Source organism: Gaetbulibacter aestuarii, assembly GCF_039537665.1.
Taxonomy (GTDB): domain Bacteria; phylum Bacteroidota; class Bacteroidia; order Flavobacteriales; family Flavobacteriaceae; genus Gaetbulibacter_A; species Gaetbulibacter_A aestuarii.
The window spans coordinates 646,114-670,377 of sequence record NZ_BAABAY010000002.1; the positions used below are offsets into that span (position 1 = coordinate 646,114).

Consider the following 24,264-nt stretch of genomic DNA (forward strand, 5'->3'; position numbering starts at 1 on the left):
AAAATAAAAAAACCATTGCAAGTACAATGGTTATTCTATAATTTGTTTTTAAAACAGCCTAGCGTAACTTAGGATAATCTTTCGGATTCACCTCATGCATCATCGCGTAGATCGTTTCAAATATATCTTCCGCCGAAGGCTTAGAAAAATAATCTCCATCGTTACCATATGCAGGTCTATGCTCTTTCGCTGTTAAGGTTTTAGGTTGACTGTCAAGATATTTATAGGCGTTTTGTTTATTTAAAATCTCATTTAAAATATAGGCAGAGGCACCTCCAGGAACATCTTCATCAATAATAATGAGACGATTTGTTTTTTGGGTACTTTTAAGTATGTCTTTATTAAGATCGAATGGTAACAAGGATTGAACATCGATAATTTCAATATCAATGCCTGCCGCAGTCAGATCTTTTGACGTTTCTTCAACCAAACGTAAAGTAGAACCATAAGAAACTACCGTAATATCGCTACCTTCTTTTAAAGTTTCAACAACGCCAATAGGTGTTTTTATCTCACTTAAATTTGAAGGCATTTTTTCTTTTAAACGATATCCATTCAAACATTCTACGATCAAGGCCGGATCATCACCTTGCATTAAGGTATTGTAAAAACCGGCAGCTTTAGTCATATTTCTAGGAACCAGAACATGAATTCCGCGAACTAAATTCAATATACCTCCCATTTGAGACCCGGAATGCCAGATACCTTCCAGACGATGTCCACGCGTTCGCACAATTAAGGGCGCTTTTTGTTTTCCTTTGGTGCGGTAGTGTGTTGTGGCCAGATCATCGCTAATAATTTGAAGCGCATACATCAGGTAATCCAGATATTGGATCTCTGCAATAGGGCGGAAGCCCCGTAGTGACAAACCGATACCCTGGCCAATAATTGTAGCTTCACGAATTCCTGTATCGGCTACGCGAAGTGCGCCAAATTTTTCCTGTAAGCCTTCTAATCCCTGATTCACATCACCAATGTTTCCGGTATCTTCACCAAATATTAGTGCTTCAGGATGATTTGAAAACAGGGTTTTAAAATTATCTCGAAGAATGATTCTCCCGTCTACCGAAGCCGCATCAGCATCGTAAACCGGTTTCACTTCTTTAATTAAAATATTGGATCTGTTGGTCTCTGAGTATAAATGAGAACTGAATTTAGGCTCAACAACCTCGTAAGTCTTATTTAACCACGACTTTAATTGTTCTTTCTCCGGTAAATTTTCTCCAATAACATAACGAAGCGCTTTTCTTCCGTGAGAAAAAATATCTTTTCGGTTTGGCTCATCAATACCAGCCAGACTTTCTTTTAATTTTTTAATAAATACACCATTTGGGCTCTTAGAGGCCAAACTACTTAATAGACCAGTAACTTCCTGACGTTCTTTAATTATAGGTTTTAAAAACGTGTTCCAGGCATTTTTCTTGGCATCACGAACTTCGCGCTTGATATGGCGTTCAATTTCGGTAATCGTTTCATTGTCGGCAATACCCGTCTGGATCATCCATTCACGCATTTTAGCATTACAATCGTGCTGCTTTTCCCATTCCAGACGTTCCGGACTTTTATAACGCTCATGAGATCCTGATGTAGAATGTCCTTGAGGTTGTGTGACTTCCGTAACGTGAATCAATACAGGGACATGCTCTTCTCGAGCAATCGTGGCTGCTTCCTGATAGGTTTCTATAAGATTGGCATAATCCCAGGCTTTTACACGAAGGATTTCAAAGCCTTTTTCATTTTCTGTACGTTGAAAACCACTAAGAACCTCTGAAATATTTTCTTTTGTAGTTTGATATTTGGCCGGAACGGAAATTCCGTATTCATCATCCCAAACACTAATAACCATGGGGACCTGCAAAACTCCTGCGGCATTCACGGTCTCAAAAAATAAACCTTCACTGGTGCTCGCATTACCAATTGTGCCCCAGGCAACTTCATTCCCTTTATCCGAGAATTTTGAGGCGTTCAGATCTTTGAGTTTTCTATACAGTTTTGATGCTTGCGCTAAACCTAATAACCGCGGCATTTGTCCGGCTGTCGGAGAAATATCGGCACTGGAGTTGTACTGCTTGGTAAGATCTTTCCAGGTGCCATCATCGTTCAGGCTATGGGTAGCAAAATGACCTCCCATTTGACGACCGGCCGACATCGGTTCATTTTCCAGATCGGTATCAGCATATAAACCGGCGAAGAACTGTTCCGGTGTTAATTCGCCAATAGCCATCATAAAGGTTTGATCGCGGTAATATCCGGAGCGCCAGTCACCCTTAATAAAGGCTTTCGCCATGGCTAACTGTGGCACTTCTTTACCATCACCAAAAATTCCAAATTTCGCTTTTCCTGTGAGTACTTCCCGACGTCCTAAAAGACTACATTCACGGCTTCGTACAGCAGTTTTATAATCATTTAAAACTTCCGTCTTAAAATCTTCAAAAGAAAGGTTATTTTTCAAATCTGGTAAGTCTTGCATTTTGTTATGCTTTGGCTCGTGCAAAAGTACTTAATCTTTATCGTTTTTGCAATAGTTATTAGACACTAATTTTTAGACTATAATTAATTATTATGAATTTAACGAAAAAATATTATGAATTATACATTTAAACTGTCATTTTACTGAAATTAATTAAATATTTAGTACCAACGACGACGGAATAATCCAAATAGGACTTGAGGATCTACCGTGAATTTAAATCTTATTTTTTGACTGTAATTAGGCTGACTGATTTCCCAACCTAGATTCGAATAAACAGGGAAATAGATCTCAAAATAATCTGTTACCAAATTCACTCTAATTCCTGAATCGTAGGCAATAAAAGGATCGTTAAATTTATTTTTCACAACGCCCAGATCACCATACATTAAAACGTATTTCCATAAGGTCGTACTGACGTTCAAAGTACTAATCCATTGATTGGCAAATGGTGTTTCCAATTTCGATTTAAATCCACCTTCAGCATCAATATACTGCTGACTAAAGATTCCGGAAGCCTCTGATCGTCCTAAATAATTGTAATCAAATAAATAATCGGTTGGTCGGTCTAGTGCGAAACTAAAGTAATCGGAGTCTAGTGGATTATCGTTTTTCAGGAAAAATCCTGTAAATAAGCGCATATTTAATTGCCGGTTGTTCTCAAACAAACGGCGGTATTCATAAGTAAAAGATAGTTTGCTGAATTTATGCCCCAGCTGAAAATCTGTATACCATTTATTAAAGTGAATCAAATTATCATTGGAATAAATGTATCGCGCATTGAATACGCCATAGTTAGGTTCATTTTTAGTAAGAATGTTGTTAACATCCTTGTCCCGGTGAATATCAACATAACGTAGGGAAACCAATTGGCGTTTATTCGATCTGAAATCATCAGCTTCACGAAAATAAAGTTTGACCGTTGGAGCAAATTGCCGCACGAACAAATCTTTAGCGTAAGAAGAATAACCAAAGCCAAGACCATAAGTAACATCGTATAGATCTGAATTTTCAAGATAATGCGTCATTGAAACAAAACCTGAACCGGTAATGGATTTAGATTGAAGGGAGTATTTGGGTTCCAGTTTATAATTCAATCTTTTATGAAGCAAGGTTTTATTATACGCTCTAAGGCCAAGTGTTAAACCGTCATAAATGTTTCTGAATTCAATTACAGGCATGAAGAATAATTGGTTGTAATAAGGATCTTCAACATCTTGAAATACCCGAACTTGAAGCGGTTTGTTGTTAAAAAAGAAACCTTTCAGGGATTTCCAGTTATCTCGTAAATTAATTTCAGGAATAACTTTATTGTAATTTAGTACAAGTTTATCAGCGTTTTCCCTTGGAATGGTGATGGTTTTGGAGGAGTCAATGGCTTCGATCCAGCGTTTTGAAACTATGGTATCATTGCGAAGCGTAAAAAGGGAAACCGGTACTTTGTTTTCTCGTTTGTTTTTAATGGTTAGCGTAATGGAATCTTCGGTCTTTCGAACGCTTTTAATCTTAAAATCGATTTTCTTTCGGCTATTCACATAATCATCAAAAAACCAATCAATATTCTTTTTGGTTCGCGATTTTAAAAAACTTTCGAATTCTTTTGTGGAGGTTGGTTCTAATTTGTGATAGTACAAAAAGTCTTCAATAGCAGCTTCTAAAGTATCACTGTTTATAAAATCATCGAGGTATTTAAACCCAACACCAGCCTTGTACTTATTCGCGATATTATTATTGAATTTCAGAAGCGAATCCTTCGCCATATTGAGCGGCTGATCGCGGTTGGTTCGTGCCATCAACATAAAACCTAAAACATATTTATCATTGAAACGCATATCCGCTGCATGAAATGAGCGCACGCCCCAAAAATCAGCAATCGACCCAAGGAATTTCATATCCGGATAAAATTCATCAACGTAGTTCATCATATAGAACATTTGTATACCGTCTAACAACCACTGTTCCTTTCTGGGGTTTAAAAGCAGTGTATTCTCTAAATAATTGTGCAGGGCGATCTTCAATACTTTTAATTCATATTGAAAATGATCCGGATAGGGTTTTATGAATTTAGGCAAGAAATTGAGTCCGTAGATGGGGTTTTTATCATAATCAATTTGGGTTACCAATAATTTATTGAAGGGATATTGTCCGAAATTTTGAAACAAAAATTTACTGATACGTTCCGTAATTAAAACTTTATCCAAAACATCCAACTCGGTATCAGAAATACTGGATATCAGAGAAAAATCATCACCTTTTATGCGGTTGAATTTTGGCTCTTTATTAAGGAATAATTTAGTACTGATACGATCTTTTCCGGTTAAAATCTGTGTTTTTACACTGTCGCGAACCCTGTTTTTAACCTTATCCAATTCTGAAGTGAGATCATAGTATTCAGGATAATTAACTTCAAGGTCAATATCCGCTTTTGGAATATAAAGATCATCCAGACCTTTATTACTGTAATAATGCCAGGAACCGTCGAATACCGCTGGGGTAATGTACCAATACCGTAAATTATAATCACCTATATCTGTTACACCATAACTCGTAAATTTACTATTAGGAACCTTGACCACATACGCCAGATTCAGGGTATAACTTTCACCGGGTTTAACAGGTTTGTTCAGAACAACTTTGAGAACATCGATCTGATCTTTTAAAGGTTTAAAATCTACAGGAACACTATCCTGTGTCATGGAGGTTACCACAGAATAGCCGCGATCTTCATTTTTTGCCAAATGAAAATCATTAATAAACTCATCGGCAATACGTGTGGCTAAAGCTGTTTTTTTGGTAGCATAGCTATTCGGCCAATTGTTCAAATAGATAGTGTCCAGCGTTTTCTCAGAGGTATTTTGGTATACGATGCGCTGTTTGATTTTTATGGTATGATCCCGTACATTAAAATCTGCTTTCAGGTCGATTTTATTCTGACCGAAGCTCATATAGTTTACAAGGAAAACCAGAGAAAAAATAAACAGGCGTGATTTCAACTTAGAATAACGATTTAGGTGAACTTGTTTTAAGGCTTCGCAATATAATGAAATAAGTTGTAGGATATTTCAATTTATCGGAGCTTAACATTATTGCTAAGATGATTTAAATACAATTTAGAAATTTGGACTTAAACCGGACTGATCGTAGAATGCGTTCAGGATTTCAATAACTTCATCGGAAGTATCTACTAAATGAATCAGATCCAGATCCTTTTCGCTGATGTTATTGTTAGCGGTTAATAAGGTATTTTTAACCCAATCCATTAAACCTTTCCAAAAATCAGATCCCACCAGAATAATGGGGAATTTTTCAATTTTATGTGTTTGAATCAGGGTCATCGCTTCAAATAATTCATCCAAAGTTCCAAAACCTCCGGGCATAACCACAAAACCTTGTGAATACTTTACAAACATGACCTTCCGAACGAAAAAGTAATCAAAATCCAAACTTTTATCATGATCGATATACGGATTATCATGCTGCTCAAACGGAAGTTCAATATTAAGTCCTACTGATGTGCCGCCGCCCAGGTGAGCGCCTTTGTTACCCGCCTCCATAATACCGGGGCCACCGCCTGTTATGACACCATAACCGGCTTCCACGATCTTTTTGGCAATTTCTTCTGTAAGCTTATAATACATTTGTTCCGGTTTGGTTCTGGCTGAACCAAAAATGGACACACAAGGTCCAATTTTACTCATATTCTCAAAACCGTAAACAAACTCGCCCATGATCTTAAAAATAGCCCAGGCATCATTGGTTTTGATCTCATTCCAACCTTTTGGATGGTGTTCTCCTCTCATGATATTATTTCATTTTATGCTAATGTAATTCTTTTTGCAAAAACTTAGCCGTGTAACTTTTTTTATGTTTTACAACATCTTCCGGGGTGCCTTCAACAATAATCTTTCCGCCGCCTTTTCCGCCTTCGTAGCCAATATCAATGATATGATCTACGGTTTTTATAACGTCTAAATTATGTTCTATAATCAGCACCGTATTACCTTTATTAACCAGTTTATTCAAAACCTGCATCAAAACACGGATGTCTTCAAAATGTAAGCCTGTAGTAGGTTCATCAAGGATGTAAAAAGTATTTCCTGTATCGCGTTTGGAGAGTTCGGTAGCGAGTTTTATACGCTGTGCTTCACCACCGGATAAGGTTGTGCTCTGTTGTCCTAAAGTAATGTAGCCCAGACCAACGTCTTTAATCGTTTTTAATTTCCGGTGAATTTTTGGAATGTGTTCGAAGAATTCAACGGCTTCATTGATCGTCATATCCAAAACATCGCTGATCGATTTTCCTTTATAACGGATCTCTAATGTTTCCCGATTGAAGCGTTTTCCCTGACAAGTCTCGCATTCTACATACACATCCGGCAGAAAATTCATTTCTATTACCCGAACTCCTGCGCCTTGACAGGTTTCACAACGTCCCCCTTTAACATTAAAACTGAAGCGTCCCGGTTTATAACCTCGAATCATAGCTTCCGGTATTTTGGCAAATAGCGAGCGAATCTCACTAAAGGTTCCCGTATACGTTGCCGGATTACTACGGGGTGTTCTTCCGATGGGCGATTGATTGATATCGATCACTTTATCCAAATGTTCTAAACCTTTGATACTTTTATAAGGCATCGGTTTTTTTACGCCATTAAAGAAATGCGCATTCAGAATAGGGTAGAGCGTTTCATTGATCAATGTTGATTTTCCGCTTCCTGAAACTCCGGTGACCCCTATCATTTTTCCTAATGGAAATTTTACAGACACATTTTTAAGGTTATTTCCTGTACAGCCCTTTAGCTCCAGAATATGGCCGTTGCCCTCGCGTCGTGTTTTAGGGACCTCAATCTCCTTTGTTCCATTTAAATAGTCTGCAGTTAAAGTATCATGACTTTTCAATTCCTTTGGTGAACCAATGCTAATGATCTTACCACCGTGTTTGCCGGCACGCGGACCAATATCGATCACGTAATCGGCCCGTTCGATCATGTCCTTATCATGTTCCACAACAATCACAGAATTCCCGATATCTCTTAAGGAAACTAAAGAGTTGATCAATTTATCGTTATCACGCTGATGTAAACCAATGCTCGGTTCATCCAGAATATAAAGTACACCAACAAGTTGCGAACCAATCTGGGTTGCCAGACGAATACGCTGTGCTTCACCGCCTGATAAGGATTTTGAACTACGATTCAAACTCAAATAATCCAAACCAACATCAAGTAGAAATTGTAATCTGGTCTTGATTTCTTTTAAAACCTCTTCAGCAATTTTTAATTGTTTTTCTGAGAGGTGTTCGTTTAATTCATTAAACCAGTCAAATAGTTCGATGATATCGAGTTGGGCTAACTCAGCAATATTTTTATTATTTATTTTAAAATAAAGAGATTCTTTTTTAAGTCGGGTACCTTCACAAACGGGACATTCAATTTTATCCATGTAATTCTTTGCCCAGCGTTTCAATGATGTTGTTTCAGCCGATTTATATTGGTTTTCAATAAAATTTGCAACGCCTTCAAACTCTATATTATAGTTTCGGGTTACACCCAGCGTTTTGCTTTCTACAGAGAATTTTTCATTCCCTCCAAATAAGATCATTTGTTTGGCTTCCTCAGGAATTTCTTTAAAAGGATCGGTCATTTTGAAATCATAGCGTTGTGCTATGGTTTCCAATTGTTTGAAGATCCAACTCTTTTTCTCCGGCCCGTGTGGTGCCAAAGCTCCGTTTTTTATGGAAAGCGAATCATCCGGTATGATCTTATTAATATTTACCTCATATAATTCTCCAATACCGTTACAGTGATCGCAGGCACCCTTTGGAGAGTTGAAAGAGAAATTATTTGGCTCCGGGTTAGGGTATGAAATTCCGGTACTCGGACACATTAAATTTCTACTGAAATAACGGCTTTCTTGTGTGTCTTGATCAATTACCAATAAAACATCATCGCCGTGGTACATGGCTGTATTAATGCTTTCAGCAAGGCGTTTTTCATTGTCTTTGGAATTATCAACTTTCAAACGATCGATAACGATCTCAATATCATGAGTCTTATAACGGTCTAGTTTTAAGCCTTTTACGAGATCCTTTATTTCTCCGTCTGTGCGTACTTTAACGAAACCTTGTTTGGCTATTTGTTCAAATAACTCACGGTAGTGACCTTTACGTGAACGAACAACCGGTGCCAGAATATTAATACGTTTTCCTTCAAAATCCTGAAGAATTAGTTCTTTGATTTGCTCGTCGCTGTAGCTCACCATTTTTTCACCCGTATTGTAACTGTAAGCGTCACTGGCACGGGCAAAAAGTAATCGCATAAAATCGTAGATCTCCGTTATAGTTCCAACGGTGGAACGAGGCGATTTACTTGTTGTTTTTTGCTCGATGGCGATCACTGGGGATAAGCCATCAATTTTATCAACATCCGGTCGTTCCAGGCTTCCTAAAAACTGACGGGCATAAGCCGAAAAGGTCTCGATATAACGACGTTGTCCTTCAGCATAAATAGTATCAAATGCCAGCGAAGATTTTCCGCTACCTGAAAGTCCAGTTATCACAACTAATTGCTCCCGAGGAATGGAAACGTCAATGTCCTTGAGGTTGTGAACCCGGGCACCTTTTACTTCGATAAATTCATCAAATTGGGTCATAAATCAGCAAAAGTGCAAAGGTACAATTTTAAGTGTTAAAAAGTTGTGAAGTTTGATTTGGGTTTGAGATAATCCTTTGAAAAAACAGAAATTTTAAGGAAACGTTTTAGAAACTGGTTTTGATGTATGAATTTTGAATTCCGAAGATTAAAAATTTATGAAATGTTGGTAATATGGCTCCGGTTTCTGTTGTAGTCCAATCGTTCCAACTGGCCTCTAAACCATCAATAGGTAATATAGAAACCCACATTTTAAAAGCAGTTGGATTGTAGTTTTCGTCTAACAGCCATAAATAGGAATCGCCGGGAGTCGTTCCGCCGGAGGTATAAGTTACCAACAAACCCGTTTGATCGTGAGGTAAATCAATTTTCTGACGCTCTGTTCCGGGATCAAATACTTTGTAAGGAGCAGCCAACCAAAAGGAGTCGTTGTTATAGTATTTAAGCGCTTTGGCGATGTATTTCTTTGCCAGTTCACTTTCTAGCGTAAATCCATGCACGAAAGCTTTGCTTTTTTCATGATGTCTTAAATCCAAAACCACCTTGTAATCTTCCCATTCCACAGCGCAGGTGTGCTTTTCTTTATTCCATTTATAGTGGCGCCTGCCTTTGAAGGTCCATTCAATTACAGCGGTATCCTCAAAAGCCTTATAATCCAGGGCTTCGAGCATTTTTTGCGCGACAACATCAGCTTGTTCACCTGAAATACCTTGCGGAAGATCTTCATCATATTTAAAATATAGAAAACCGAACAGCAATAAACTAGGCAAGGTTAAGAAAACCAAAATGCCTCCAATTATTTTTAATGTTTTTTTTGCGCTCATAGATTAAAAGCTTGATTAACAGCTCGAATAAGGATGTAAAATATTAAATACTATTTAGTTAATAAAGGAAAAAATTTAAAAACCGACAGCGGCATCATCTCCTCGATGATCTGCACCTCCTTCTAACCTATTATCAGGTAAAATACGTATAGCATCGACTTTTCCAATTACCGGCGCATCCTTTTCATTGGTTTTATAACCCAATTTTTGAAGTTGATTTATAATTTCAGGATCGAAACTCTCGGGTTCAAACATAATTTCATCAGGTAACCATTGATGATGAAACCTAGGAGCATCTACCGCTTCCTGCATGGTGAGATCGAATTCATGAACATTAAGGATTGTTTGTAACACAGAGGTAATAATTGTGGAACCACCGGGTGAACCTACAACCATGAATAATTTTCCGTCTTTTTCCACAATAGTTGGGGTCATCGAACTCAACATCCGTTTTTCCGGGGCAATGCTATTGGCTTCGGCACCTATTAAACCAAACATATTTGGAGTTCCCGGTTTACTACTAAAATCATCCATTTCGTTATTGAGGAAAAAACCAAGGTCGGAACAGTAAAGTTTAGAGCCATAAGCACCATTCAGGGTGGTTGTAACGGAAATGGCATTTCCAAACTGATCAACAATGGAGTAGTGGGTGGTTTCATTACTTTCAACAATTTCAATATTACCATGTGATACTTCAGAGGAAGGCGTTGCTTTTTTGAACGAAAAATTGGACATGCGCTCTTTTAAATAGTCGTCATCCATTAGTGTGGCGATGGGCATTTTCACAAAATCCGGATCGCCTAAAAAGTAGTTGCGATCTGCAAATGCGCGTCGCTCTGCTTCCGTGATCACTTGAATTGATTTCAGCGAATTATGGCCATAGTCGTCTAAGTTGTAAGGTTCGATCATTTTCATAATTTCAGCCAAACAAACGCCGCCACTGGATGGAGGTGACATAGAAGTAATCTTCAATCCATCATACTTGAATTCAATGGGTTTACGCCATTTAACCTCGTATTTTGCCATATCTTCAAGCGATATGATACCACCTTGCTCCTTAATAAAATTCACAAGTTTTTCAGCCATTTCACCTTTGTAAAATTCATCTTTGCCTTTTTCAAGTAACTCTTGAAGGGTATTGGCTAACACCGGATATTTAATGGTATCATTAGTTTTCCATTGTTTTTCTAACGGAATACTGTCTGTATTTACCTTTCTGAATTCAGGTTGGTATTTTTTTATCCGGGCTTCTTGTTTTGAACTTACTATCACACCACGTTTAGCCAAAGCTATAACAGGTTTAAAGATAGTTTCCAGAGGAAGGGATCCAAACTTTTCATGTACGGCAAATAGTCCTGCTACACTACCGGGAACGCCAATAGCCATGGATCCTAAAGTACTTTTGTTGGGAATGATATTTCCGTCATCATCCTGATACATTTTTTTAGTTGCTAAAAGCGGTGCTTTTTCCCTAAAATCTAGACCTCCAACAGTTCCATCGCCTTGTCTGTAAACCATAAAACCGCCGCCACCAAGATTACCTGCAAAAGGATAGGATACCGCCAAGGCTAATCCTGTTGCTACCATGGCATCAAAGGCATTACCACCTTGCTGTAGGATATCAGATCCTATTTTTGAGGCTTCTTCACGAGCAGATACCACCATGGCATGATTTGTAACGAGTCCGAATTCATGAGGCTTCTTTTCAGGAGCCTTACACGTGTAGAACAATAGGATTACCGCCAATAAATAGCTCAGCTTTTTCATATCATTTTTTGGTTTAATTCGTTTAATTTTTCTTTTGAAAAGTGTCTAAGTTCTTCAAAAAAATAGGTGAATTCTGATTCGAAATCATCATAAAAGGTTTCCAGTTCATTCACCGCCTGGTGCATCCCGGATCTGTTTCTGGTTCTGCGATTCATCCCATGTAAAACCCGCGAGATCCCTTCAATAGACGCATAGCTTAGTAACCAGTTATCGGTCATCATGTAAGGCATCATTTTTTGAATGCGATCCGGTAGAAGGTCATAATGGTTTTCCAGGGAATCATAAAAATTATCAACATAAGGCGCTAAAGCAATTTCAGAGTATTGATTCCAGTTTTTAGCCAGAAAATGATCGTATAAAATATCAACGATCACTCCGGAATAATGCCCGTATTTAGAATGCAAACGTTTGGTACTTTTCCTAACGGTATCATGAGCGTCTGTAAAGGTATCAATATGGCGGTGCAATAAAATGCCAATTTGCAACCGCTTTCGGTATTTTTTGTAGTGTTTACCTTTGATGCCATCGGCCATAAAATTGCCTATCGTTATAAGATCGTCATCACCGGATAAATAAATATGTGCTAAATAATTCATCCTTGAAATTTACGAATTCCATGATAAGAAATACAATTTTGGAATTGTATATTTGCTTATTATTTTTAAAAAGCATGACATTAATTAAATCGATTTCCGGAATAAGAGGAACCATTGGTGGCTCCGTTGGTAATAATTTAACACCTATTGATGCCGTAAAATTTGCGGCGGCTTATGGGGTTTGGCTGAAACAATACAGAAACAAGGAGCATTATCGTGTGGTTGTTGGTAGAGATGCCCGAATCTCGGGTAAAATGATGCAAAGTTTGGTAATGAATACGCTCATTGGCATGGGAATCGATGTTGTGGATATAGGTTTATCTACAACACCAACAGTGGAAGTAGCTGTTACCCTGGAACATGCCGACGGCGGGATAATTCTAACGGCGAGCCATAACCCGAAACAATGGAATGCTTTGAAGCTTCTCAATGAAAAAGGAGAGTTTCTGGATGCCGTTGAAGGTGGTAAGATTTTAGAAATCGCTGAGAGTGATCACATGAACTTCGCTGATGTAGATAGTTTAGGGAAAATCACCAAGAACAAAGCTTATATCGATCTTCATATTATCGAGGTTTTAGATTTGGATTTGGTTAATGTCACAGCCATTGAAGAAGCACGCTTTAAAGTGGTTGTAGACGGTGTGAATTCTACCGGAGGTATTGCTATTCCTTTACTTTTAGACCGTTTAGGTGTTGATGTGATCAAATTATATTGCGAACCTAATGGTCGTTTTCCACATAATCCTGAACCTTTAAAGGAACACCTTACCGATCTCTCAGAGGCTGTTAAAAAACATAAAGCAGACCTTGGTATTGTGGTTGACCCAGACGTGGACCGTTTGGCTTTTATGGATGAAAACGGGAACATGTTTGGCGAAGAATATACTTTGGTGGCTTGCGCCGATTATGTGTTGAGCCGTACACCGGGAAATACCGTAAGCAATATGAGTTCTACGAGAGCCCTGCGTGATGTTACTGAAAAATATGGTGGAACTTATGAAGCCAGTGCGGTAGGCGAGGTGAACGTGGTAAATCTTATGAAGAAAAATAAGGTCGTTATTGGTGGCGAAGGTAATGGCGGTATTATTTATCCTGCAGCACATTATGGTCGTGATGCTCTTGTTGGTGTTGGTTTATTCTTAAGCTTACTGGCAGATAAAAATATGACCGTTAGCGAATTACGGGCAACATATCCAAATTATTTTATGAGTAAAAAGAAAATTGAACTCACACCTGAATTGGATGTTGACGGAATTTTAAAAACGATTCAGGAACGCTATAAAAATGAAAAACTCACCACTATTGATGGGGTTAAAATAGATTTTCCTGAGAGTTGGGTGCATCTTCGAAAAAGTAATACTGAGCCGATCATTCGTATTTATACGGAGGCGAAATCGCAACAGGAAGCTGATGATCTGGCAGATCGTTTTATTGAGGAATTAGGGGAGATTGCTAAATCTTAAGGTCATTACAAGGAACGGAGTGACGAGGTAAACTTATGAAACAGTTTGCTTCGCTTTGCTCGCAATGATGAAAAGGAAACGTCATTACGAGGAACGCAGTGAAGTGGTAATCTCACGATTGGAAATCCAAATTAAAAGATTGCTTCGCTTTGCTCGCAACGACGGTAAAATTTCTCATAACGTGGCGTGGAGTAACGTGGTAATCTTATGAAACAGATTGCTTTGTTACTATCATTATTACAGCACTCGCGTTAGGCCTGCCTGCCGGCAGGCAGGGATTGTAGCATTGTTGGAGCGCCTTGCAAAGCGCGACTGCGGAAAGCCCGACCTCGACGAAGGAGGGGTAACGCCCAAAAAAAATTGAAGACTATGTTGTTTATGGAGATTCCCGCCTTCGCGGGAATGACAATCATGGATGGATCGTGCCAATGAATGTTATATGTCATTCCTGCGCAGGCAGGAATCTATTTAAAGATTGCTTCGCTTGGCTTTAAATGACAATCTATTTCTGATTAGGCTTCTTCCCGCGATGTTTCCATCGCTTATGTGTCCAGAAATAGTATTCCGGCGCTTCGTAGATCTGTTTTTCAACTTCGCGCAAGAACATCTCGGTTATTTCGTAATTATCGTATTTCCGCGGTGTTTCACTCAAGGTTATGATTTCACCTTCATAAAATCCGCGTTTTACCTTAGTAACTTTAAGGTAGGCAATCGTAAGATCCAATTCTTTAGCCAGACGTTCTGCACCGGTAAAACAAGGCACTTCAATATTCATAAATTTGCTCCAGTAAACCTGACTGGTGAGTCGCGGAGACTGATCGCTTAAAAAGGCCAGAACTCCTTTTATACCTTTTTTCTCATTTTGTTTTATACTTTGGATGGCTTCTTTTGTGCCTAGTAGTGCCGTATTATACTTGGACCTGATATTACGAACCAATTTATCAAAATAAGGATTGGCTAGTTTTTTGTAAACACCGAATCCACCAAACTTGATAAGATTTTGAATTTGGATAGACCACTCCCAACTGGCATAATGCCCGTACATTAACACAATACTTTTATTGAGGGCTTCCAAACGACGTAATTCTTCTGGATTTTTAATTTTAAACCTTTTTTCAAGCTCCTTCTTTGAAATGTTCATGGTCTTGACCATCTCCAGGAACATGTCGCATAAATGCATGTAGAATATTTTACGAATCGCCATGATCTCTGCTTCTGATTTCTCAGGGAATACCAATTTTAAGTTTTGAGTAACCACTTTTTTACGGTAACCAATAACATGATACAATAGAAGATAAACACCATCTGAAAACACATATAGCAACCGAAAAGGTAATATGGAAATACACCACAAAAACGGATAAACCAAAATATAGGCTAGAAATTGCATGAAATAATTTTAGCTTTGTAGGCGCAAAGATATATTAAATAGATTTTAAACCTCTAGACCTTATGACTAATTTAAGTATCATCACTATTGTTATTATCGCGGCCAATGTTTTGGTTTCCTTAAAAGGGTTTAATGATTTTGGTTTTTTTGAAAAATATAAATTTCAAGTAGGACCAATTCGCCAGGGAGAGCAATTTAGAATGTTCAGCTCGGGGTTCTTACATGCCGATATGCAGCATTTATTGTTCAACATGATCACTCTTTATTTCTTTGCAGACATTGTTATCCAATTGCTTGATCCCTTTCATTTCATCCTCATTTATGCGGGGAGTTTAATTCTGGGCAGTTTATTGTCGCTTTATTTTCATAAGGATGAATATTATTACAGTGCCGTTGGTGCTAGTGGTGCGGTGACAGGTATTTTATATTCGGCCATTTTACTGCAGCCGGGTATGAGTCTTTACTTCTTTTTTATCCCGGTTCCCATTCCGGCATATATTTTTGGTATTGGCTATTTGTTGTATTCTATTTATGGTATGAAGAAACGTGTTGGTAATATTGGTCATGATGCCCATTTTGGTGGTGCCATTGGCGGTTTTGTTATTACTTTAATAGCGGAACCAAGCCTCTTTGAAACCGATTTATTAATGATCGGCCTACTTTCTATTCCTATTATTTTACTTTTCATTTTGAAGAAAACAGGCCAGCTTTAGTGTTCTTAAAAAAGCACGAACACTGTGGCATAGGAATTGACCTAGTATAGTAACGAGAAACAAGGTTTTATTAGTAAATATTTGTTTTTCAGTAATTTAAACTAAATTTAAGAATCCCAAATTTAAAAGCAGTAGTCTGTTTTGATGACAGATTGACTTAAAATTATATATGAAAAAATCTAATATTATATCATTTGACAGTTTGTCATTAGAGGAGTTTGATGAAAATTCAGAACTCATTCCTTTAATGACTCCAGAAGATGAAGAGGCTATAGATAATGAAGATTTACCAAAAACGCTTCCCATTTTATCGTTGCGAAATACGGTGTTATTTCCAGGTGTGGTTATCCCGATAACTGCTGGGCGTGATAAATCGATAAAATTGATTAATGACGCCAATAAAGGCAGCAAAGTGATTGGGGTTGTGGCCCAAAAAGATGAAACGGTAGAGAATCCATCAGCTAATGAAATTTATAACATTGGTACTGTGGCCCGTATTCTTCGCGTTCTTAAAATGCCTGATGGAAATGTAACAGTTATAATTCAAGGTAAAAAGCGTTTTAAAATAGATGAGGTTACTTCTGAATCGCCTTATATGACGGCAACTATTCAGGATTTACCTGAGGCGCGTCCTACATTGAAAAACAAGGAGTTTTCAGCTATTATTGATTCTATAAAGGATCTAGCGCTTCAAATTATTAAGGAGAGCCCGAATATTCCAACGGAAGCTTCCTTTGCTATCAAGAATATTGAAAGTAATTCGTTTCTGGTGAATTTTGTGTCGTCAAACATGAATTTAACCGTTTCTGAAAAGCAATCCCTTTTAGAAACGAACGATCTCAAAAAACGTGCACTGGCAACCCTGAAATACATGAATGTTGAGTTTCAAAAACTGGAACTTAAAAATGATATTCAGTCGAAAGTTCAGAACGACATGAGTCAGCAGCAACGTGAGTATTTCTTGCATCAGCAAATGAAAACCATTCAGGAAGAATTGGGTGGTGTAAGTCATGATGCTGAGATCGAGGACATGCGAAAACAAGCCAAATCCAAAAAATGGGATGAGAAGGTAGCGAAGCATTTTGATAAAGAGTTATCCAAAATGCAGCGTATGAATCCGCAGGTTTCAGAATATTCAATACAACGAAATTATTTAGAACTTTTCCTTGAATTGCCCTGGAACGAATTCAGCAAGGATAAATTCGACTTAAAACGTGCAAGAAAAATTCTCGATCGTGATCATTTTGGTTTAGATGATGTGAAGCGTCGTATTATAGAATATCTGGCAGTATTGAAGTTACGAAACGATATGAAATCGCCAATTTTGTGCCTTTACGGTCCTCCGGGTGTTGGTAAGACTTCTTTAGGGAAATCCATAGCTGAGGCCTTAGGGCGTGAGTATGTGCGTATGTCTTTAGGCGGTTTACGTGATGAAGCTGAAATTCGAGGTCATCGTAAAACATACATTGGTGCGATGCCGGGACGAATCATTAAAAGTTTGAAAAAAGCGGGAACTTCAAACCCGGTATTTGTTTTGGATGAAATCGACAAACTGTCTAATTCACATCAAGGTGATCCGTCTTCTGCTATGCTTGAGGTTCTTGATCCCGAGCAGAACAGCGAATTTTACGATAACTTCCTGGAAATGGGTTATGACTTGTCCAAGGTAATGTTCATCGCAACTTGTAATAGTTTGTCAACGATTCAGCCGGCTTTACTGGATCGTATGGAGATCATAAATGTTTCAGGTTATACCATAGAAGAAAAGGTAGAAATTGCGAAACGACACTTACTGCCTAAGCAATTAAAAGAGCACGGTCTTGATGAAAGTCACCTGAAAATAGGAAAACCACAATTAGAAAAAATAGTAGAAGGTTACACCCGAGAATCGGGAGTGAGAGCTCTGGAAAAGCAGATCGCTAAAATGGTGCGTTATGTGGCCAAAAATATTGCGATGGAGGAAGATTATAATGTTAAGATAACCAATAACGACATTATTGAAGTGCTTGGCGGACCAAAAATGGAACGCAATAAATACGAGAATAATAATGTTGCCGGTGTAGTTACAGGGTTGGCATGGACGAGTGTTGGCGGTGATATATTATTTATTGAATCAACGCTTTCTAAAGGTAAAGGTAATTTAACCATTACCGGTAACCTGGGTAAGGTAATGAAGGAATCGGCTACTATCGCGATGGAATATATTAAGTCGAATGCTCAGGAATTCGGTATTGATCCTTCAGTTTTTGAAAATTACAATGTGCATATTCACGTTCCCGAGGGTGCAACGCCTAAAGATGGTCCGAGTGCCGGGGTTACCATGCTTACGTCATTAGTGTCCTTGTTCACTCAGAAAAAAGTGAAGAAGAATATTGCGATGACGGGTGAGATAACGCTAAGAGGTAAAGTGCTGCCTGTTGGTGGTATCAAAGAAAAGATTTTGGCGGCTAAACGAGCTAAGATCAAAGAGATCTTGTTGTGCGAAGAGAATCGAAGAGATATCGAGGAAATAAAGCAAGATTATCTGAAAGGTTTAACCTTCCATTATGTCTCTGATATGAGTGAAGTTATAAAATTCGCCATTACCGATCAGAAGGTAAAACATGCCAAGAAACTATAATTTTTTTTCGCATAATGAAACCCCGAATTAATCGGGGTTTTTTTATGGATTAAAATAAAAGAAATGACAATTCGTTTAAAGATAGATTTACTTTCTTTGTAGTGTATGTCCGGAAAAATTACGACTTGGCTTTTTATTCTTTTTAGTACTGCAATCTTTGCACAGGTTGGGGGTGAGGCTACCTACCAGTTTCTTAACTTGGTTGTTTCTCCACGGCAGGCAGCGCTTGGTGGTAAGGTGCTTACCAATGTAGATTATGATGTTACTCAGGCCCTCTATAATCCTGCTACTATCAATGTAGACATGGACAATCAGCTGGCTCTCAACTATTCCAGTTATTTAGGAGGTATTAGTTATGGGAACGCGGCATATGCTTATACTTTTGACAGACGAACGCAAACGTTTCATGCCGGTATCAGTTATGTGAATTATGGAAGTTTTGATGGTTATGATGAACAAGGTAATGCGACTGGAACTTTCACAGGAAGCGAAACAGCCCTTTCTTTTGGCTATGCCATACAACTGGGCTATTCTGATTTTTATGCCGGAGCAAATATAAAATTGATCACCTCCAAATTAGAACAGTACAGCTCTTTTGGAGTTGCAACAGATCTCGGCTTGTTATATATCAATGAAGATCTGGATTTCAATGCGGCTTTAGTTTTGAGAAATCTGGGAACTCAAATCACCACCTATGCGGGTCAAAGAGAACTCTTACCGTTTGAAGTCGCTTTTGGAATGTCGCAACGTTTGGAGCATGTACCCATTCGTTGGCACGTCACTTTTGAAAATCTTCAAGATTGGCCTATTGCCCGACCAAACCACGCACGAAGTACAAGCGATCTGGGTGGGAATCAATCAACAGAAAAAGTCGGCTTTTTAGGCCAGGTCATTCGTCATACTATTTTGGGAGCAGAATTATTCCCGGATGGCGCTTTCAATATTCGATTAGGTTATAATTTCAGAAGGGGTGAGGAATTAAAAATTATAGATCAACGTAATTTCTCCGGGTTATCTGCCGGATTTTCTATCAAAATGAATAAACTCCGTTTTAGTTACACCCACGCCAAATACACCAGTGCGGCAAATGCAAACTTCTTCGGATTGCAGTTGGATTTACAATAGAATACCTATTTTTGCATCAGCATGAACACAACTAAAATTACCATAGCCATCGACGGCTATTCTTCTACAGGAAAAAGTACGGTGGCAAAACAGATTGCCAATTATTTGGGCTATGTATATGTTGATTCCGGAGCTATGTATCGTGCGGTGACGCTTTATGCCGTTCAAAATAATATGATTTCACCTGAGCATTTTAACAAACAAAAGCTTATTGATGCCTTAGATGACATTCATTTATTTTTCAAATTCAATCCCAAAAAAGGATTTGCAGAAATGTATTTGAATGATAAAAATGTAGAAAAAGCCATCCGGACCATGGCGATATCTAATTTGGTCAGTAAAGTAGCTGCAACGCCGGAGGTGCGAAAAAAACTGGTTCAATACCAACGTCAAATGGGAGAAAACGAAGGTGTGGTTATGGATGGTAGAGATATTGGTACCGTCGTTTTTCCTGAGGCAGATCTTAAAATTTTTATGACCGCTTCTGCGGAAACTCGTGCCAGGAGACGCTATGATGAGTTGAAAGAACGTGGAGATGATGTCAGTTTTGAGGAAGTTCTTAAAAATGTGCAAGACCGCGACCATATTGATACAAATCGAAAAGACTCGCCTTTAATTAAAGCTGAAGATGCTGTAGAAATCGATAACTCTAATCTGAGCCTGGAAGACCAATTCAATACTGTTTTAAACCTTGTAAAAAAGACCATAGAAAGCAAGGAACGAGGTTCTTAAATCTCAATAAAACGACTTCCTTTTTACGTGCTTAAAAATCAATAATTTAAAATCTAACTTCATATTAGGTTTATTAATTTAAAATATTTAATTTTGCACTCCTTTTTGCGAATAGTCAAGAATAAAAAAGGAACGACAAAAATGTATTTTAACGCTTCTGTGTTTTAATCGCGAGAATTCTTGAAAGACATGGAATACAAATCTTAATCAGCACATGGCTGAAAAAAAAGAAAATACAGCTGAAGACCAAGTAACGGTTGAGGCTACAACTGTTGAGGCTCCGCAACCTTCGGAAGCTCAAAAAAACCCTGAAAAATTCTTAAAGGAGTTCAATTGGCACAATTACCAGGAAGGTATTGATGAGGTTGATGATAAACAACTTAAAGAATTTGAAAAATTAGTAGAAGAAAATTTCGTAGACACTCTTGATGACGAAGTTGTTGAAGGAACTGTTGTGCATATCTCGGATAGAGATGCCATCATCGACATCAACGCTAAATCTGAAGGTGTTATTTCTTTAAACGAATTTCGCTACAACCCTAATTTAAAAGTTGGTGATAAGGTAGAAGTATTAATTGATGTGCGTGAAGATGCTACCGGACAATTAGTGCTTTCTCACAGAAAAGCCAGAGTAATCAAAGCTTGGGATCGTGTTAATAAAGCTCACGAAACCGGTGAAATCGTGAATGGTTTTGTAAAATGCAGAACTAAAGGAGGTATGATCGTTGACGTATTCGGTATTGAAGCCTTCTTACCAGGTTCTCAAATTGATGTTAAACCAATCCGTGATTACGACCAGTATGTAAATAAAACTATGGAATTCAAGGTGGTGAAAATCAACCATGAATTCAAAAACGTAGTAGTTTCTCATAAAGCGCTTATTGAAGCCGATATTGAAGAACAGAAAAAAGAGATCATCGGTCAGTTAGAAAAAGGTCAGGTATTAGAAGGTGTTGTTAAAAACATCACATCTTACGGTGTATTTATCGATCTTGGAGGTGTAGACGGATTAATTCACATTACCGATTTATCATGGTCAAGAATCAACCATCCAAATGAGATCGTTGAGTTAGATCAGAAATTGAATGTGGTAATCTTAGATTTCGATGAAGATAAATCCAGAATCCAATTAGGATTAAAACAATTAACGAAACATCCTTGGGAAGCTTTAGCCGACAGCGTAAAAGTTGGAGATAAAGTGAAAGGAAAAGTTGTTGTTATCGCGGATTACGGTGCGTTTATTGAAGTTGCTGATGGTGTAGAAGGATTAATTCACGTATCAGAAATGTCGTGGTCTACCCATTTACGTTCTGCGCAAGATTTTGTTTCTGTAGGAGACGAGGTTGAAGCGGTTATCTTAACACTTGATAGAGAAGATCGTAAAATGTCACTTGGTATTAAGCAATTAACACCAGATCCATGGACTGATATTACTTCGAAATATCCATTAGGATCTAAGCACACAGGTATCGTGAGAAACTTTACAAACTTTGGTGTTTTTGTTGAATTAGAAGAAGGTATTGACGGATTGATTTATATCTCTGACTTATCCTGGACTAAGAAAATCAAGCATCCATCTGAATTCTGCGCTGTAGGCGATAAATTAGACGTGATTGTATTAGAGTTAGATGTTGAAGGACGTAAATTAAGTTTAGGTCACAAACAAACTACAGAAAATCCTTGGGATAAATACGAAGAAGAATTCGCTTTAAACACAACGCATAAAGCGGCTATTTCTGAGATCGTAGACAAAGGTGCAACTGTACAATTCAATGATGACATCACGGCATTCGTGCCTACGCGTCACTTAGAGAAAGAAGACGGTTCTAAACTTAAGAAAGGTGAAGAAGCCGAATTCAAGATCATCGAGTTCAGTAAAGAATTTAAGCGTGTCGTAGCGTCTCATACAGCTGTTTTTAGAGCAGAAGAGGCTAAGATCGTTAAGCAGGCAGCTAAGAAAGCCGAAGCTGCAGCAGCTGAAGCAAAACCAACTTTAGGTGATGCCAACGATGCTTTGCAAGCGCTTAAAGACAAAATGGACGGTAAAACAACTAAAGCGAAAAAATCTACAAAAGCTAAAAAAAGCGAGTAGTAACGTTTTAAAGTTATAAGTAAAAAAGCCTTCAGGAAACTGAGGGCTTTTTTTGTACGGCATTACGAGCACATCCAGGAATAACATCCGTCATTGCGAGCAAAGCGCGGCAATCTCATCAATAGAATTACTTCATTTCAAAAGATTACCACGTCGCTGCGCTCCTCGTAATGACGAATAATATGGATCTGACTTTGTCTCTCTATGATTGTCATTCCCGCGAAGGCGGGAATCTACAACCTGGAAAACCATATGAATAACAAAACCAACCTTTCCTTTACAAACCTATTCATTCTTATAAATTTTTGCATTACCTTTGTAACCCGAACACGTTTGGGAAGTCTATGAGTCAAAAAGTTTTACTTAACGCAAAAGAGGTAAACATCATTCTACATCGATTGGCTTGTCAACTTATCGAAAGACACCACGATTTTTCAAATACAGTGCTTATAGGTTTACAACCCCGAGGTATCTATCTAGCCAACCGTTTAGCTAAAATTTTAAAGGAAGATTATAAGGTAAAGAATATTCAATTAGGGCAATTGGATATTACTTTTTACCGCGATGATTTCCGCCGTGGCGATAAAACCCTGGAAGCCAATAAAACGAATATTAACTTTTTAGTTGAAGATAAAAACGTCGTGTTTATTGACGATGTATTATACACAGGACGTAGTATTCGTGCGGCTCTAACCGCTATTCAATCCTTTGGACGCCCTAAAGAAATCGAACTTTTAACCCTAATCGACCGACGTTTTAGTCGCCATTTACCAATTCAACCGGATTATAAAGGGCGCCAGGTAGATGTTATAAATGATGAAAAAGTAAAGGTAAACTGGATGGAAAATGACAAGGAAGATGCCGTTTACTTAATAGAAAAATAAAAAGAAAAGCATGAGTGAATTAAGTGTCAATCACTTACTTGGGATCAAATATCTGAATAAAAAGGATATCGAGCTTATTTTTGAAACCGCCGATCATTTTAAAGAAGTTATTAATCGTCCCATTAAAAAAGTACCGTCTTTACGTGATATTACGATTGCTAATTTATTTTTTGAAAACTCTACCCGAACAAAACTATCCTTCGAACTTGCAGAAAAACGCTTATCAGCTGATGTTATTAATTTTTCTTCGGCACAATCTTCTGTTAAAAAAGGAGAGACGCTTATCGATACAGTAAACAATATTTTATCTATGAAAGTAGATATGATTGTGATGCGACATCCTAATCCGGGAGCCGGAGTATTTCTATCCAATCATGTAAAAGCGAGTATTATTAATGCCGGTGATGGGGCGCATGAGCATCCTACACAGGCCTTGTTAGATTCGTTTTCTATTCGCGAACGATTGGGAGAAGTGGCCGGAAAAAAAGTAGTTATTGTAGGCGATATTCTTCATAGTAGGGTAGCCTTATCCAATATTTTTGCTTTACAATTACAAGGTGCTGAAGTAATGGTATGCGGCCCCAAAACGCTTTTACCAAAATATATTGATACTTTAGGAGTTAAAGTAGAAACAAATCTTAGAAAAGCATTGAATTGGTGCGATGTGGCAAATATGTTACGTGTTCAAAACGAACGTATGGATATTAGTTATTTTCCAACAACACGAGAATATACGCAGCAATTTGGAGTTACAAAAGAGATCCTCGATTCCTTAGATAAGGAAATAACCATAATGCACCCCGGCCCCATAAACCGTGGTGTTGAAATAACTAGTGATGTGGCAGATTCAGATCAGGCGATCATTCTTGATCAGGTGCAGAATGGTGTTGCGGTGCGAATGGCTGTTATTTATTTGCTGGCATCAAAAATTAAATAAG

The 24,264-nt window shown here is 38.0% G+C and carries 16 protein-coding genes; 8 read left to right on the plus strand and 8 right to left on the minus strand.

The annotated features are described in order from the left end of the window. Nucleotides 1-58: 58 nt before the first annotated feature. The 7 genes from ABD682_RS11710 to ABD682_RS11740 form a co-directional block, all read right to left on the minus strand. Nucleotides 59-2,470 carry an alpha-ketoacid dehydrogenase subunit alpha/beta gene (locus ABD682_RS11710; RefSeq protein WP_344741581.1) on the minus strand — a complete coding sequence of 804 codons (2,412 nt, stop codon included), beginning with the start codon at nt 2,468-2,470 and terminating at the stop codon, nt 59-61. A gap of 161 nt (nt 2,471-2,631) precedes the next feature. Then, nucleotides 2,632-5,463 carry a gluzincin family metallopeptidase gene (locus ABD682_RS11715; RefSeq protein ID WP_344741582.1) on the minus strand — a complete coding sequence of 944 codons (2,832 nt, stop codon included), beginning with the start codon at nt 5,461-5,463 and terminating at the stop codon, nt 2,632-2,634. A 117-nt stretch (nt 5,464-5,580) separates the two neighbouring features. Then, nucleotides 5,581-6,270 (minus strand): LOG family protein, encoded by a 690-nt coding sequence (locus tag ABD682_RS11720; RefSeq protein WP_344741583.1) that lies wholly within the window; start codon nt 6,268-6,270, stop codon nt 5,581-5,583. A 19-nt stretch (nt 6,271-6,289) separates the two neighbouring features. Continuing rightward, nucleotides 6,290-9,121 carry an excinuclease ABC subunit UvrA gene (uvrA, locus tag ABD682_RS11725; RefSeq protein ID WP_344741584.1) on the minus strand — a complete coding sequence of 944 codons (2,832 nt, stop codon included), beginning with the start codon at nt 9,119-9,121 and terminating at the stop codon, nt 6,290-6,292. A gap of 106 nt (nt 9,122-9,227) precedes the next feature. Further along, complete coding sequence (locus tag ABD682_RS11730) at nt 9,228-9,944, minus strand: hypothetical protein (RefSeq protein ID WP_344741585.1); 717 nt, start codon at nt 9,942-9,944, stop codon at nt 9,228-9,230. 75 nt (nt 9,945-10,019) lie between these two features. Beyond that, on the minus strand, nt 10,020-11,711 hold the full coding sequence (gene ggt / locus ABD682_RS11735) for a gamma-glutamyltransferase (protein WP_344741587.1): 1,692 nt from the start codon (nt 11,709-11,711) through the stop codon (nt 10,020-10,022). Further along, nucleotides 11,708-12,307: an acyl carrier protein phosphodiesterase gene (locus ABD682_RS11740; RefSeq protein WP_344741589.1), complete on the minus strand. Its 600-nt coding sequence runs from the start codon at nt 12,305-12,307 to the stop codon at nt 11,708-11,710. Before ABD682_RS11740 ends, ggt begins: the two co-directional genes overlap by 4 nt. Nucleotides 12,308-12,381: 74 nt before the next feature. Here ABD682_RS11740 and glmM point away from each other — a divergent pair, with 74 nt between their 5' ends. Further along, entirely contained in the window at nt 12,382-13,770 is a 1,389-nt protein-coding gene (gene glmM, locus ABD682_RS11745; RefSeq protein ID WP_344741591.1) for a phosphoglucosamine mutase, read from the plus strand. A gap of 502 nt (nt 13,771-14,272) precedes the next feature. On the opposite strand, the gene ABD682_RS11750 is transcribed toward glmM, so the two are convergent. After that, entirely contained in the window at nt 14,273-15,160 is an 888-nt protein-coding gene (locus ABD682_RS11750; RefSeq protein WP_344741593.1) for a lysophospholipid acyltransferase family protein, read from the minus strand. A gap of 62 nt (nt 15,161-15,222) precedes the next feature. Here ABD682_RS11750 and ABD682_RS11755 point away from each other — a divergent pair, with 62 nt between their 5' ends. The 7 genes from ABD682_RS11755 (at nt 15,223) to ABD682_RS11785 (ending at nt 24,263) form a co-directional block, all read left to right on the plus strand. Further along, nucleotides 15,223-15,873: a rhomboid family intramembrane serine protease gene (locus tag ABD682_RS11755; RefSeq protein ID WP_344741594.1), complete on the plus strand. Its 651-nt coding sequence runs from the start codon at nt 15,223-15,225 to the stop codon at nt 15,871-15,873. A gap of 169 nt (nt 15,874-16,042) precedes the next feature. Then, nucleotides 16,043-18,493 carry an endopeptidase La gene (lon, locus tag ABD682_RS11760; RefSeq protein WP_344741595.1) on the plus strand — a complete coding sequence of 817 codons (2,451 nt, stop codon included), beginning with the start codon at nt 16,043-16,045 and terminating at the stop codon, nt 18,491-18,493. Between the two features lie 105 nt (nt 18,494-18,598). Then, a complete protein-coding gene (gene porQ, locus ABD682_RS11765; RefSeq protein ID WP_344741596.1) occupies nt 18,599-19,618 on the plus strand; it encodes a type IX secretion system protein PorQ in 1,020 nt (339 codons plus the stop codon). Between the two features lie 21 nt (nt 19,619-19,639). Then, the gene (cmk, locus tag ABD682_RS11770) at nt 19,640-20,350 is read left to right on the plus strand and encodes a (d)CMP kinase (protein WP_344741598.1); all 711 of its coding nucleotides are present in this window, start codon (nt 19,640-19,642) and stop codon (nt 20,348-20,350) included. A 214-nt stretch (nt 20,351-20,564) separates the two neighbouring features. Beyond that, the gene (gene rpsA, locus ABD682_RS11775) at nt 20,565-22,442 is read left to right on the plus strand and encodes a 30S ribosomal protein S1 (protein ID WP_344741599.1); all 1,878 of its coding nucleotides are present in this window, start codon (nt 20,565-20,567) and stop codon (nt 22,440-22,442) included. A 344-nt stretch (nt 22,443-22,786) separates the two neighbouring features. Further along, entirely contained in the window at nt 22,787-23,326 is a 540-nt protein-coding gene (gene pyrR, locus ABD682_RS11780; protein ID WP_344741600.1) for a bifunctional pyr operon transcriptional regulator/uracil phosphoribosyltransferase PyrR, read from the plus strand. 10 nt (nt 23,327-23,336) lie between these two features. Continuing rightward, on the plus strand, nt 23,337-24,263 hold the full coding sequence (locus tag ABD682_RS11785; RefSeq protein WP_344741601.1) for an aspartate carbamoyltransferase catalytic subunit: 927 nt from the start codon (nt 23,337-23,339) through the stop codon (nt 24,261-24,263). Nucleotide 24,264 lies beyond the last annotated feature (1 nt).